We start from the raw sequence: 14,632 nt of genomic DNA on the forward strand, positions 1-14,632 counted from the left end.
GACGCAGTTACTCTCAACTACCGGCTTAGCAACTTCAGCCGGACTGGACTTTCGCCAGTAAGCCCAATGGACTCGAAGGCGCACGGAGGGGCACGGGCTCCGTGCCTGGGTCGCAGGGCCTGCGCCCCTCCACAAGCAACGGAATCGGGTCCGCCGCCGACCGGCAGGATGCCGGTCCTACGTTTCCATGCCACCGCTGAAAGAACGTTTAGAGAAATGGAGGCAGATAAATGGGGCGGCAGAAAGATTTCGGTGCGTCCGCGGGTGCGATAACGAAACATCCTTGTCCTGAAGGGACAACACAAGATGCGAATGGTATCGCCCCTTCAGGGCGAGTGGCTTTGATCGGCGCGGGATTCATGGGGCTGCGCCCCATGCTAAATTGTTTTGTGCCTTTGGCACACGGTGCGCCCAAAAACGACAAAAGTGCCGGGCCTGGGCATCGGCTGAGCCACCTCGCAGCGGCGGCTCTACCCGACCGCGCGAGGCGCCGGGACGAAACGCAATGCGGCGGCGACTCCCAGAGCCGCCGCCGCAAGCAAGACCACAATCAAGCGGACGAAACGATCAAAGATCCGGGCGGGCGGAGTCGATTTCGCTCAGCAGGATCTTTTTGAGGCGCGCAACGCGTTCGGGGTACTTGTCTTCGATGTTGTACCGTTCTTCGTTGTCGTCCTTGATGTTGTAGAGCTGGAACTGATCCTTCTTGCGGTCGATCTCCACAAGCTTGAAGCCATCCTTGGCGATCAGCGCGGATCTGCCCATCCGGTTAAAGCCGTTGTTGACGATGACGTAGTCGTGCTCTTTCGTCTGCGGCTTGGAAAGGAGGGTCGGGAGGTAGGAAAGGCTGTCTTTGCCCTTGGGCATTTCCACCCCGAGCAACTCGGCCATCGTCGCCATGAAATCGTAGTGGGCGCTGAGCACGTCGGTTTCCGACCCCGGCTGGATCTTGCCGGGCCAGCGGACGATCATCGGGCACTGCATGCCGCCTTGGTAACCGGTGCGCTTGATGCCGGCACGTCCTCCGGCACCGTCGAAGATGTCGCCGCACTCGGAGGTGCGCCACTTCTTGTCGGTCAAATTGGTTTTTTCACCGCCGGGGCGGGTATTCGGGAAGGTTTTCTTGGGGCCGTAATAGAGCTCGTGCCCGTTATCGGAGGTGAAGGCGACGACGGTCTTGTCGTCGAGACCGAGCGCTTTAAGTTCGGCCATGATCAGGCCGACGTGGTCGTCGAGCATGCGGACCATGGATGCATACTTTTTCTCGGCCAGCGACCAGTCCTGGTCGGCGTAGTCCGGATGCAGCTCGGGGATGGCGACCGGGCCGTGCGGCAGTTGGGTCGGGTGGTAGAGGAAAAACGCCTCGTCCTTGTTTTCGCGGATGTAGGCGAGGATGTCCTTGATGAAGACGTTCTGGGAATAGGTCTTGCCGCCGGAGCCGACGGGCTCGTCGCCCTTCTCGCTCATCCGTCCGCAGTAGGGATCGGTGTTGCCTTCGAGCTCGAACCGCTCGCCGTTGCGCCACAGGTAGGGCGGGTAGAAGCCGTGGCAACGGACGTGGTCGTAGTAGCCTTCGTGGAAGTCCCAGCCGAAGCGCCGGACCCGCTCGTTCCAGGTCAGGAAGCCGCGGTCGAGCTTGCCGAACTGCGCGGTCTTATAGCCGGCTTGCTGGGCAATCTGCGCCAGGAACACTTCGTTCTCCCCGATCGGGTTGGCCTTTTTCTTCAGCTGTTCGAACCGCTTTTCGAACTCCTCCTGGGAGATGTTGCCGGCATCGCGCTGGATCGGCAGTCCGGCGGTGGTCTGCTTCCAGCCGCCGATGCGGCCATCGTGCATGCCGGTCAGCAACGTCCAGCGCGTCGGGGCGCAGTACACGCCGCCATAATAGTTGCCGAACTTCATGCCCTCTTTGGCCAGCTGGTCGATGTTCGGCGTTTTGACGATCTTTTGGCCATAGCAGCCGAGCATGCCGATGCCCAGATCGTCGGCGTAGATCAGAATTACGTTGGGGCGGTCGGCCGTGGGCTTGACCGCGAACGCGGCAGACGCCGTCAGGACGATGACGGAGCATAGTTGAATAAACGATTTCATGTTGTTCCTCATTTGCTGCTGGGTTGTTGAAGCGAATCCCCAATCACGACCATCAGTTCCTTTTCAAACTGCTGGACCAGTTCGGGATGCGCATCGATCACATTGTTGCGTTCCTCGACATCGTTCGAACGATCGTAAAGCTGGTACGGCTTTTCAAACGGCATGCTTCTGGGCATTGTACGCCCGCCGGACCCCTTGGTTGCGATGAATTTCCACTGCTTGGAATAGAGCGCGAAACTGCCGTTGACCGAATGGGCGATCACCGGGGCGCGCTCATATGGCCCCTCTCCCGCCAACAGCGGCAGGAAGCTGAAGCTATCCTCGGCGGCGCCCTGCGGCACTTCCGCGCCGAGAAGATCGGCGCAGGTGGCCAGGATATCCACCAGGGAGACGGTGGTCGAAACGCGGCGTCCGCCTTCGACCGCACCGGGGAAACGCACCAGGAAAGGCACGCGGTGGCCGCCTTCGTAGATATCGGCCTTGGTTCCCCGGAAGTTGAGGTTCGGGCGGTGGGATGCCGCATTGAAGCCCTGGATCGTGGGATCGGTCTTATGGTCGGAACCGTTCTTGGGATTGCCCGAGTCGGCCGGAAGCTTGTTCGGGCACTCCGGCGCGTCCAGCAGAAACATGAAGGAGCCGTTGTCGCTGGTGTAGACAATCATCGTGTCGTCGTCGATGCCGCAGTCGCGAACCGCCTTCATGACTTCGCCGACGGTCCAATCGGTCTGGATGACATAGTCGCCGTATGGGCCAACGCCCGATGTACCTTGAAAGCGTTCCGCGGGTAGCACGGGTTTGTGCGGCGACGGCAACGGCAGATAGATGAAGAACGGGTTCTTCGCCTGGGCCTGCTCGCGGATGAAGCCGACCGTTTCCGCAAGCAGCTGGTCCTGCACGTTCTCGTGTTTGAAGTTGGTTCCGGTTTCACCCGCGCGCAGATAGTCCGGGAACATGCGGCCGGGCGTTTTCTTCACGGCGGTGGCGTCGATCTTGTCGTCGCGAATGAAAACGTAGGGCGGGAAGTCCAGCGAGGCCGCGATGCCGTAGAAGCGGTCGAACCCGTTGGCCAAGGGGCCGTTTTCAACGGTCCCCCCAAGGTCGAGTTTGTCCTTGTCCTGCAACGGCAGGTCCATTCCCAGATGCCACTTGCCGAAACAGGCCGTCGTATATCCCTTGGCCTTGAAAAGGTCGGCGATGGTGAAACGATCCGGTTCGATCAGGTGCGCGCTGTAGCCGTTGAGCACCCCCTTCTTCAACGGCGACCGCCAGCAGTAGCGGCCCGTCACGAGGCCGTAGCGGGTGGGCGTGCAGACCGCCGACCCGGAATGGGCATCGGTGAAGGTTGCGCCCTCCGCGCTGAGCCGGTCCAGATTCGGCGTGGGGATCGCCGACGCCGGATTGAGTGCGCGGACATCGCCGGAGCCCATGTCGTCGGCCAGAATCACGATGACGTTGGGCCGCGTTGCGGCAACGGCCCCCAGCGAAAGCGCGAGCGCCGTCAAGAACAGGAGGCGCTTCATGCTATTTGACCTCCACGGTGCGGAGCTCGCCGTTGACGCGTAACTGAACCGTGGCCGGGGCGAGCCCCTCCAAGCGGCGGATTTCCAGATCGGTCACCTTTCCGGCCTTCCACGCAAAATCGAGCTCGAAGCCGCCGCGGGCGCGCAGGCCCTTGACCGCGCCGTCGGGCCAGGCCGAGGGCAGGGCCGGAAGCAGTTCGATCTGCCCGGCATGCGACTGAAGCAACATCTCGACAATACCCGCCGCGCCGCCGAAGTTGCCGTCGATCTGGAACGGCGCATGTTTGTCGAACAGGTTGTTGTAGGTCGATTTCTTGAGCAGCAGCGCAATGTTTTCGTGCGCTTTTTCGGCATCGCGGAAGCGGGCCCAGAAGTTGATGATCCAGGCGCGGCTCCAGCCGGTGTGTCCGCCGCCCTTCGACAGGCGGTGGTCGATGGTCTTACGCGCGGCCGCAACCATTTCGGGGTTGTCGTGGACGTTGTATTGGCGGCCGGGATAGAGGCCGTAGAGGTGCGAGATATGGCGGTGGCCCGCATCGACTTCGCCAAACTCCTTGGTCCACTCCATCAGACGGCCGTCGGAACCGATCTGCGGCATCGCCAGGTTGGCGAGCGCCTTTTCAACCTCCGCAGTGAACGCATCGTCGATGCCCAGGATTTTTGCGGCTTCGAGGGTGTTGGAAAAGACATCCCAGATAATCTGCTGGTCCATGGAGGGGCCCATGGTCAGGTTGCTCCATTCTTTGTCGGACCCGGGCAGCAGGAATTTGTTTTCGGGCGAGGTGCTCGGCCCGGAAACGAGCTTGCCGGTTGCCGGGTCTTCCACCAGCCAGTCGAGGAAGAAGAGTGCGGTTTCTTTCAGGATCGGATAGGCGCGATCCTTCAGGAACGTTGCATCCTGGGTAAAGCGGTAGTGCTCCATGAAATGCTGCGTGCACCAGGCGCCGCCGACGACCCACTGGCCATATTGGACCTTGCCGAACGGAACCGTGCCATGCCAGACATCCGAGCCGTGCCCGGCAAACCAGCCGCGGCAGCTGTATAGATCCATCGCGGTCTTCTGTCCGGAGGGAACCAGGCGTTCGATGTAATCCATGAACGGCAGGTGGCACTCCGACAGGTTGGCGAGCTCGGCGGGCCAATAGTTCATCTGCATGTTGATGTTGATGTGGTAGTCGGAGTTCCACGGTGCGGCCATATCCTTGCACCAAATCCCCTGCAGGTTGGCCGGCAGGCAACCTTCGCGCGACGAGGTGATCAGCAGGTAGCGGCCATACTGGAAGAAGAGCGCCTCGAAGTTGGGATCGATCTCGTCCTTGGCGTAGCCCTGCAAGCGCTCAAGCGTCGACTTCTTGGACGGGGTACCCAGTTCCAGCGATACGCGGCGGAACAGCGCCTGGTGGGAGGCCATCGAATCGCCCTTCATCTGTTCGTAGGATTTTTTCCGTGCGGCGGCAATGGTGCTTTTGCCGGCGGCCACGCGATCGTGGGTCAGCGGGTGGTCGGTGTCGGTGGCGTTGTAGTCGGTCGATGCCGCAATGTAGAGCATCGCGGAGTCGGCCGCGGCGACGACGATCTTGCCGCCTTCGGTTTTGGTGGTGCCGTTCTTGGCCACCAGTTTGTAGACCGTGGCGAATTTAACGCCCAGATGCTTGTTGCCCTGCGCGGCCTGGCCGCGGGCGACGAGCGTGTCGTTGCCCTCCGCGGCAACTTCAAACATGCCGTCGCGCTCAACCCAGGCCTCGAACGAGACGGCTCCGGGCTTGTCGGCGGTAATGCGGACGGTGATCACTTGATCGACGGGGCTGGCGGTGACTTCGCGGGTGTAGGTGACGCCGTTGACCGTGTAGGTCGTGGTGGCGACGGCGGTATCGAGGTTCAGGTCTCGACGGAAGTTCGTCGCCTTGCCTTCAAAACCGAAATCGAAGCGCAGCTCGCCCATGGTCTGGTAGCTGCGCGGCGAGATGCGCGGCGCCAACACCGACTGCTGCAACTGCTGGGCTTCCGCATATTTTCCGGCGAACAGCAGTTCGCGGACCTTGGCGACCGTCGCGCTGACGTTTTCCTTCACCTCCGGAATCGGCGGGCCGGCCCAGATGCTTTCTTCGTTCAGCTGGATGAGCTCCTGCGAAACGCCGCCATAAACCATGGCGCCGAGCCGTCCGTTGCCGATCGGCAGGGCTTCTTCCCAGTAGGTTGCGGGTTCGTTGTACCAAAGCGACAGTTCTTCTTCCGGCGGCTGGTTCAGCGGCTGCACCGCAACCGCTTCCTTGTAGCTGAACTTATTGGGTTTCTTCGCCGGAGCCGCATGGCTCGAATCCAGACAAACGAGGGTCGCAATACCCACCGCCAAACACAGCGTTACATTTTTTTTATTCATCCTTATCCTCATCGTTGAAAATTTGCAGGTACGTTGGGAACCCCCGTTTACGGAACCCCCGAAAAAACGAATTCGACCTTATCCTATCGCGGCTTCGTTTGACAACCCGTTACTGCCCATAGGCCGGCGCATCGTAGTGTTCGCGCAAGCGGAAATACTCGGCGGCGAGCTGCTCGCGCGCCGCCGCATATTCGGGATTCCCGTAAACATTGACCATCTCGTCCGGATCCTTGACCAAATCGAACATGTTCCACTCGTCGGTGGCCGGAAAATAGATCAGCTTTTGCGTCTGGGTGCGGACGCCGAAATGCTGCGGGACGTTGTGCTCGCCCTCTTCGTAGTAGGCGTAGTAGACCGACTTCCGCCACTCCCGGGCCTCGCCCTTGAGCACCGGAACCAGCGACACGCCCTGCACATCGGCGGGAAGTTCCGCCCCGGCCACGTCCACGAAGGTCGGCGCATAGTCGATGTTCTGGATCAGCTCCTGCGGCCGCGACCCCGGTTTCACCACGCCGGGCCAACGGATCAAAAACGGCATCTTGAACGATTCCTCGAACATCCAGCGCTTGTCGAACCAGCCGTGCTCGCCCAGGTAGAATCCCTGGTCGGAGGAATAGATCACGATGGTGTTTTCGGCCAAGCCGTTCTTTTCCAGATAGTCCAGCATGCGCCCGACGTTTTCGTCGACCGACTTCACCGTCGCCAGATAGTTTTTCATGTAGCGCTGGTAGCGCCACTGCACGATCTCCTTGTGCGACATGCCCTTTTTGAAATCCGCGAGGAACTGTTGGTTGAGGGGCCCGAAGTGGGCGTCCCACACCTTTTTCTGCGCGTCGGTCATGCGGTTGTATTCCACCGACGGATGCCGGTCCCAGCCCGGCAGTTCGATGCCCTCGTGCTCGTCCTTGCGCAACTTCAGGTCGTACATCCAGTGGAAATGGCGATCGACCTCCATCTCGTTCATGGGCAGCGTTGAACTGCGCGTGGCATAGTCGTCGAACAGGTTGCCCGGCTCCGGGATGGTCACGTCGTTGAAGGCATCGAGATGCCGCAGGGCCGGGGAAAAGGTGCGGTGCGGCGCCTTGTGCTGGCACATCAGGAAAAACGGTTTGGTCTGGTCGCGGCCATCCAGCCATTCGATCGCGCGGTCGGTCACGATATCCGTCGCATAGCCCTCGTATTTTTTCTTCGAACCATCCATCTGGAGCAGCACGGGGTTGTAGTAATTCCCCTGCCCCGGCAGGACTTCCCAATAGTCGAAGCCGGTCGGATCGGAAATCAGGTGCCACTTGCCGATGACCGCCGTCTGGTAGCCGGTTTTCCGCAGCGCCTTGGCCGAGGTCCACTGGCGACCGTCGAACGGGCCGGACCCGTTGACCATCACCCCGTTCTTATGGCTGTGCTTCCCGGTCAGGATGCAGGCGCGCGACGGCCCGCAGATCGAGTTCGCCACAAACGAGTTTTCGAAGATCGCCCCCTCGTCGGCCAGCCGGTCGATGTGGGGGGTCGGCGCAACCTCGGCCAACCGTCCGCCGTAGGCCGAGATGGCGTTGAGCGCATGGTCGTCGGAAAAAAGGAACAAGATGTTGGGACGGCTCTCCGCCGCAACGGTTCCCTTTGGCCACACCCCCATGAACAAAAAAAGGGCCAGGACTAAAACAAATTTCATTCTTCGTGCTCCGTTCTGCTGTTGTGCGTTCGGCGAACCGGCCAAACCTCCGGCACCCGCCTGCGGCCCGGCCGATCTACAGCCCGAGCCCCTCGTTCCGCAATAAAGAAAAGACAGTAGAAAGGGGACGCCGGCGGAGCCGCGTCATGGACACCCCCCGTGCCAAAGCGAATACGGACCAATGCCCCCGGGGCCGGCAGCGGCGTTAGGTGCCGGCGTCGCGATAGAGCTCGCCCATGCGGTTCATGATTCGCTTCCCGTGCTTGTCGACGCCGAAGAGTTTCTGGGACTGCGTGGGGCCGAAGGAATAGTAGGCGTAGCGTTCGACGTGCCGGGCTTTTTCGAGGAATTTGAGGGCATCCTTGAGGAAGGCGTAGTTGGCGGGTTCGTCGCCCGTCCAGCCATTGAACTCGGTCACCCAGACCGGGCGATCGTACTCGTCCGCCAGGTCGTCGACCATTTTTTCCAATGCGCCGGCGTTCAGGCTGTAAAAATGGACGTTGACGAAGTCCATGTGGAGGCCTCGGTCTTCGGCTTTTTCCATGAAGGAGCGGAACCACGCCGTACCCTTGGCGCCGGAACAGGCGGGGCTGCCGAGCCGGAGGTTCCCGGCCTTGGCGATGGCCTCGAGTTGCGGCCAGAGCGCAATGGCCTGATCGACGCCGACGTTTCCTTGTTTTTCGCGTTCGGGTTCGTTGAAACCCAGGAGATGCGAGATGCCGCCCATCTTTTTTATGGCGGCGGCTTGTTTGAGGCTCCAGGCGCCCTTGATCATCGGCACGAATTCGACCTGCTTGTTGGGGCGGGTTTTCGGGGACCAGGTGTAGTACCAGTGTGCGCCGAACGGGTTCCCCTTGGGGTCGCCGCACCAGCCCTTTTTGGTGGAGCCCTTTGGGGAGGGGCGCTGGGCGAATGCGCCGGAGGCGGCCGCGGTCAGCATTGCGTTGGCATAAAAGGTTCGACGGTTCATGATTGCGTATTGGTTGGGCTGGCCGCAAATCGTCTTTCAGGCGGCGAGGGCCCACGCCCGCTGGAACCACCCGGAAGCCTGATTACGATCCGGAAAAGCTAGCCCGCCCGAGGGGCGATGTCAAGGAGCGGGGATGCATCCTCCGCAGCTGAAGAAAGCGTTCGGGCGAGCGCTTTCTTCATGCCGTCCGCCCAGCCCCTTACATGAACCTTGCCATCGAGATATGCGTGCCTTCGTACCTCGGCCACCCCACTCGATTACTTTGTGGTTTTGTGCAGTTGTTTTTTGAACAGATCCGCGTGCGATCCCAATCTTTCAAATACGATGCGATCTTCCTCGCATTTGTAGATTAGCAACCAATCGGATTCGATATGGCACTCTCTTCGTCCCCCATAGTTCCCGATCAGCTTGCGATCGCGATGAATCGGATCCGGCTGTTCGCCCGCAAGTTTGTTCTATGCATGCACAGGACTGAAGAGATGGTCGCGGGAGCTCCGGCACCCCGGCCCATTCCATAAGCAATCCAACCGACGGGATCGTTTTGGCAAGGCCGCGCGCGCTACCGGGGTGCGGGCTCGCCAAGCAGGGTAACGATGCTTTTCGGGGGCATCGAAAAGGCGTCGCCCGAGAGATCGAACCGTTGAAGGTCGTGCTTCCGGTCGGTCAGAAACCCGGCGGTCGTCCAGCGTTCTTCCGAGCGGGGAAGCCTTTTGGTGCTGAAGCGGATCTCCTGTTTGCGGTTCGTGAAGTTGATGACCACCATCGCCCAGCGGTGGCGATCGGCGTCGTAGTAGGCGGAGGCCATCACCCGGGCCAGGCGTTCGGCAACGGCGCCCTCCGCTTCCACCGGCACCCGCACCATGCCCGGCCGGACAAAGCGGCTATAGTGCCCCAACGCCCAGAGCAGCTTGGTTGCTCGGTAGGTTTGGTCGCCATGCGGATCGCATTCGATCAGGCAATAGCGCGGCACCCTGCCCAATTTCGGTTCGGTAGACGACCACCACTGCCAGGCGGCCGCATCGGCCAGCGTGAAATCGACATGGATGTTTCGCGCCAGCAGCAGCGCCGCATCCATTTCATCGACCGACCAAGCGGGCAGTCCGCCCGTCCAGCCCTGCCCCAGCAGGCTATATTCGGTCTGCCAAAACCGCAGGCCGGAACCGACATCTTCGACCGCCTTTTTCACGGCCGTGCGGGTGTGGATCAGCTCGTCGACGCTTCCATCCGAGAAGTAGGCATGCCCCGCCGCGACTGTTTCCAGCGACGGGAGATCGCCGACATAATGCCCGCCGTCCCGGCCCCAAAAGGCGCGCACCTGGTCCGTTGCCGCCGCGAATGGCCGCTCCGGCATGGGAGTCGCCAGCGCGTCGTAATCGGCCGCTTCAGGGATCAGGAGCTTGGTCGAAACACCGTGGTCGCGGAAGGCGGCATCGGCCAGGCGGACAAGCCGGGCAATCTGCCCGTTCGTCCACGGCGACCCCTCCTGCTTGGCGCGGCCGGGCGTCCCCTTCCAGAACCACTGCGGCTCGTTGACCGGGCTGAGGTGGGTAAACGGCATCCCCAACGCTTGACCGTGCGCCGCGACGCGCGCCAGGAATTGCGCATACTCATCGAAGCATTCATCCCTCAGGTTGGTCGTAAAGGTTTCGTTGGTTTTGAAGGTGTATCCGCTGTGCGTGAAATAGACGGGCGGCGAGTTGAGATAGCCGATGACGGTGGGCACGTCGTATTCCAGCGCCTTCCGTCTCCAGTAGAGCGTCCCCTGCCCCTGGCCGCTCCAATCGTAGGTCCCATCGGGACGCAGGAAGCAATCGGTGCGGCGCCACGGTTCCTTGATGCCGCCCGCTTCGCCCGCGCCACCGCCGCCGATCTGAATGCGGAAGCTGGAGAGGCCAATCCCCTCCGCCGCGCCGGCCGCATCGAACCGCCGCGAAAACAGCAGGTCGGCAATGGCATCGACCGTCTCCGGCCGCCAATGCCGGGCAATATAGTCGCCATGCATCCCGGTGGACGATCCAATGTTTTCGATCACCTGCGCGCGCTTGGAAAAATCCAGCGCAACGTGCGTCTCGCCGGCGCCGGCCAACGCCGCGAAACAGACGGCCAAGAGTACGCTGCGCAAAATCATTTTTTCTTTTTCCCCTTCCAGTTGACGATGGGCGACGGCTCGTGCGCCGCGTTGAAGATGACTTCGAATTGCTTAACCACTTCCGGATGCGCCGATGCAACATCGTTCTGCTCGGAGCAGTCGGAGGCGAGATCATAGAGCATGATCGGGTCGCCACCGTTGTTCATGTTGAGCTGCACGGCCTTCCATCGATGCGTCAGCGCGGCGCGCTTGCCGCCCTTTTCATAGAACTCCCAGTAGAGATAGTCGTGTTGCCGCTGCTTGCCCTGCCCCAACAAGGTGGGAAGAAAGCTGATGCCGTCGATGTTCTTCGGCGGCGTCGCGCCCGTCAGCTCGCACAGCGTCGGCATCACGTCCCAGAAAGCGGAGAGATGGTCGCTCTCGGAAGCCGCCTGGATCTTGCCCGGCCAGTGGGCGATCATCGGGACGCGCACGCCGCCCTCGAAGAGGTCGCGCTTTTCGCCGCGCAGTTCGCCGTTGGAGTCGAACCATTCCGCCTTGTTGCCGCCGGCGCTATGCGGCCCGTTGTCGGACGCAAACACGACGAGCGTGTTTTCGGCCAGGCCCAGCGCCTCCAGCTTTTTCATGATTTCGCCGACCTCCCAGTCGAGGCGGCCGACCATGCCGGCAAAGGTGGCCTTGGGTTCGTCGCATTGGGCATATCCGCCGCGGGGGCCCTGCTTTTCCTCCTTCACCTTGCCGCGGTATTTGGCCACCCACTCCTCGGGGGCAACGAGGCTCGCATGGGGGATGATCGCGGCATAGTGCAGGAAGAAGGGTTGCCCGCTCGGCCCGCGTTCGTCGAGATAGGCCATGATTTCCTTCATGAATTCATCGTGGATATAGGTATCGCCCGCGTGCTTCCGGTTGTTGGGGAAGACGATTTTGCGGTCGTTGCGATAGACCTCGGGCGGGAAATAGTGGTGCGCCGCGCCGTGGCCGTTGAAGCCGTAGAAATAGTCGAAGCCCTTGCGGTTGGCATGGCCCGGATCGGTATCGCAGCCCGTTCCGGACTTGCCGATCATCGCGGTGTGGTAGCCGGCGTTTTTCAGGACGCGCGCGATGGTGATATCCTCGCCGTCCTCGCGCATCTGGAAGTTGCCGTTGGCGCGCACCCAGACGTGCCCCGTATGCCGGCCGTTGAGCAGACAGGAACGCGACGGGGCGCAGACCGTGCTGCCGGAATGATGGTTCGTGAACTTCATGCCCTCGCGGCACAGCTTGTCGATGTTGGGCGTTTGGATTTCCCGTTGCCCATAGCACCCGAGATCGCCGTAGCCCAGGTCGTCGGCCAGAATGTAGACGATGTTGGGCTTCCCCGCGGGTTTTCCATACGAAGCCCCCAGGCCCAAGGCACCGATCAGCGCACTCAACAGTAAATGGCTCTTCATCGTTTGCTCCAGTTCATCTTCCCACGCCGCATTATAGATCGTCCAGCGACCACTCGTCGCGCCACTGGATTTCGAACCCGCCGTTTTCGAAAGCGACGGGCAGGAACAGATAGGTTCCATCGATGGGATTCTTCGGCGTCCAGACATCGAACACCGCAACAACTGCCCCCGGCTTTCCCTGCACCGGGAGCAGGTAGGTGCTTTGCCCGCCGAAGGTTTTCTCCGGCCCAACGCCTAGCCCCGGGTTCGTTCCGGCGCACGGGTTGCCCAGCTCCTCCCACGGCCCGAAAATATGCGAAGCCACCGCCGACCGGGCGGCGTTGGGCCGCCATCCGGTGCAGCCCGATCCCAGGAAATAGTATTTTCCATCCCGCTTGCAGATGGCCGGCGCTTCCATCGAGCGCTTTTCGAAGAGGCGGCGGTAGTCCCCGCTTGGTTTGAGATAGTCGTCCGTCAACCGGCTGATGTGCAGCGTGGCGTTGTTTTCCGATGCGTAGAGATGGTACGCCGCGCCATCGTCATCCACGAACAGGGTCTGGTCGCGGGCCATCGCGCCATTGGGCCGAAAGCTTTCAACGAACCGATAGGGTCCGGTTACGCGGTCGGAAACCGCCACGCCGCTGCGGGCCGATGAATAGCCCTCGCCCTTGAGCTCCAAATGGAACCACATCACGAACTGCCGGGTGGCGCGGTTATAGACGACCTTCGGGCGCTCGAGAATGCACCCTTTGGCCATATCGCTGTCCGGATCATCGGAAACCGCCAGGGCAACCCCTTCGTTCTTCCAGTTGTACAGATCGGCGGAAGAATAGCACCGGACGCCCACTTGGGCAGAATTCCCTTTCGGGCCCGCAATCTTGTGTTCGCCAAACCAGTAATACATGCCGTCGTGGAAGAGGAAGCCGCCGCCATGCGCGTTGATGTGCACGCCCTCGGTATCCGGCCAAACCGCTCCGGGAACGAACGAGCTTCGCTTCTCGGCATGTGCCAACCACCCAAATACGCAAACCGCAACCATCAATAAACATCGCTTCATCGCACGCTCCCTTCGTCCCGGCGCCGTTGCACCACAGCCGGTCCTTTACCCATTCAATTATCAAAAAGGACGCCCCAAAACCGAATTTCATTCAGCTTTTCGTCCCCAAATCGAGACGGCCCCGAAGATTCGATGCCACCGGCCGATGCGGTGCGCGGCCTCCGTGCGCCGCACTTTCCCCTTTATACGCGACGTTGACTACAGTACTTTTTCCACGGCGAATCGGCTGGGTTCAGGAAGTTAATCGACCGCGGCCATCGGTCGCGCCGCACAGCACATGGAAGAGGAATGGAATGAAGACGATTGAAGAAGGCCGGGCGTTTTTAAAGGGGGATCTTTGGTCGGACTGGGGCGACCGGCAAACGGATCAGCAGCAAGGCCGGCCCATGCCCCCCCTGCAGAAACCCCTCCCCGAAGACGCCACGCTTTTGGATCTCGTGTCGCCGAAAAACCTAACGGCAGGAACGGCGCCCTTGATCGAGGTCATCGCCCAGCGCAAGAGCGACCGCAAATTTCTACCCACTCCCTTGACCTTGGAGGAGCTCTCGTTCCTGCTCTGGGCGACCCAAGGGATGCGCGACGACACGAACCGGCGGCGCACCGCGCCGTCCGCGGGGGCGCGGCATCCCTTCGAGACCTATTTGATCGTCGACAAAGTGGAAGGGGTGGAGCCCGGGCTGTACCGCTACCTGCCGCTCGACCACAAATTGTTGTTTCTGCGCGCGGATGCGAACTTTCCGGAACAGGTGACCGAAGCGTGTCGGGGACAGGTGTTCTGCGGCAATAGCGCGGCCGTGTTCGTTTGGACGGCCATCCCCTACCGAACGGAATGGCGCTACGACATTATCGCCCACAAGATGATAGCCCTCGACGCGGGACATCTTTGCCAAAACCTCTATCTGGCGAGCACATCGATCCAAGCCGGAACCTGCGGCATCGGCGCATACGACCACAAGCGCATGGACGCGCTGATTGGAGTGGATGGCGCGGACGAATTCACCGTCTATCTGGCCCCGGTCGGAAAGGTGTGCCGACTCGCGAAAGACAGCACCGGGCAGGCATAGCCGCAGAAAAGCCGGCCCATGCAGCGATGGGTTCCGGCTTTCCTGCGATCGTTCGGCGCAACCTATTCCGCGGGTTCGAGCGCTTTGCGCACCGCCTCGCGCATGGCGTCGCCGCGCAGATCGCGCGCGACGATCTTGCCGTCGGGGCCAACCAGCCAAATCGAGGGGATCGTTTGGATGCCGTAGTCCATGCGTGTTTTCAAATACCGAGCATCCGTCCCCATATACCCTTGGAGGTATGCCGAGGGATGTTCCTGGAGGAAGGCTTTGGGCAGGTCGATCGTCTGGTCCGTGCTCAGCCCAATCACCGAGAAACGGTCGCCACCGAACGCTTCCGAGACCGCTTCCAGATTGGGGATCTCGGCTTTGCAAGGCCCGCACCA

General features: G+C 61.3%; 11 protein-coding genes. 1 reads left to right on the forward strand and 10 read right to left on the reverse strand.

Annotation, left to right across the window (positions count from 1 at the left end; all coding sequences use genetic code 11):
- Window positions 1–567: 567 nt before the first annotated feature.
- The 9 genes from ABYO54_RS05165 to ABYO54_RS05205 form a co-directional block, all read right to left on the reverse strand.
- Window positions 568–2,091: an arylsulfatase gene (locus ABYO54_RS05165; protein ID WP_407992461.1), complete on the reverse strand. Its 1,524-nt coding sequence runs from the start codon at window positions 2,089–2,091 to the stop codon at window positions 568–570.
- Window positions 2,092–2,099: 8 nt separating this feature from the next.
- Window positions 2,100–3,611, reverse strand: a complete 1,512-nt coding sequence (locus ABYO54_RS05170) for an arylsulfatase (RefSeq protein WP_372807176.1) — start codon at window positions 3,609–3,611, stop codon at window positions 2,100–2,102.
- Between the two features lies 1 nt (window position 3,612).
- Complete coding sequence (locus ABYO54_RS05175) at window positions 3,613–5,991, reverse strand: glycosyl hydrolase family 95 catalytic domain-containing protein (RefSeq protein ID WP_372807177.1); 2,379 nt, start codon at window positions 5,989–5,991, stop codon at window positions 3,613–3,615.
- Between the two features lie 109 nt (window positions 5,992–6,100).
- Window positions 6,101–7,660, reverse strand: coding sequence for a sulfatase (locus ABYO54_RS05180; protein WP_372807178.1), 1,560 nt, complete (start codon window positions 7,658–7,660; stop codon window positions 6,101–6,103).
- A gap of 205 nt (window positions 7,661–7,865) precedes the next feature.
- On the reverse strand, window positions 7,866–8,630 hold the full coding sequence (locus ABYO54_RS05185; protein WP_372807179.1) for a glycosyl hydrolase: 765 nt from the start codon (window positions 8,628–8,630) through the stop codon (window positions 7,866–7,868).
- Between the two features lie 257 nt (window positions 8,631–8,887).
- Window positions 8,888–9,055 (reverse strand): type II toxin-antitoxin system YafQ family toxin, encoded by a 168-nt coding sequence (locus tag ABYO54_RS05190; RefSeq protein ID WP_372807185.1) that lies wholly within the window; start codon window positions 9,053–9,055, stop codon window positions 8,888–8,890.
- Window positions 9,056–9,189: 134 nt separating this feature from the next.
- A complete protein-coding gene (locus ABYO54_RS05195; RefSeq protein ID WP_372807180.1) occupies window positions 9,190–10,758 on the reverse strand; it encodes a glycoside hydrolase in 1,569 nt (522 codons plus the stop codon).
- On the reverse strand, window positions 10,755–12,149 hold the full coding sequence (locus ABYO54_RS05200) for an arylsulfatase (protein ID WP_372807181.1): 1,395 nt from the start codon (window positions 12,147–12,149) through the stop codon (window positions 10,755–10,757). The genes ABYO54_RS05195 and ABYO54_RS05200 overlap by 4 nt, the downstream gene beginning before the upstream one ends.
- Window positions 12,150–12,180: 31 nt before the next feature.
- The gene (locus ABYO54_RS05205) at window positions 12,181–13,185 is read right to left on the reverse strand and encodes a glycoside hydrolase family 43 protein (RefSeq protein ID WP_372807182.1); all 1,005 of its coding nucleotides are present in this window, start codon (window positions 13,183–13,185) and stop codon (window positions 12,181–12,183) included.
- 293 nt (window positions 13,186–13,478) lie between these two features.
- On the opposite strand from ABYO54_RS05205, the gene ABYO54_RS05210 reads away from it, so the two are divergent.
- Window positions 13,479–14,249, forward strand: coding sequence for a SagB/ThcOx family dehydrogenase (locus ABYO54_RS05210; protein WP_372807183.1), 771 nt, complete (start codon window positions 13,479–13,481; stop codon window positions 14,247–14,249).
- A gap of 62 nt (window positions 14,250–14,311) precedes the next feature.
- Here ABYO54_RS05210 and ABYO54_RS05215 read toward each other — a convergent pair.
- On the reverse strand, window positions 14,312–14,632 hold a 321-nt coding region (locus ABYO54_RS05215; protein ID WP_372807184.1), incomplete at its 5' end, for a TlpA family protein disulfide reductase.

This window comes from Pontiella sp. (assembly GCF_041622395.1).
In the GTDB taxonomy this organism is placed as follows: Bacteria; Verrucomicrobiota; Kiritimatiellia; order Kiritimatiellales; family Pontiellaceae; genus Pontiella.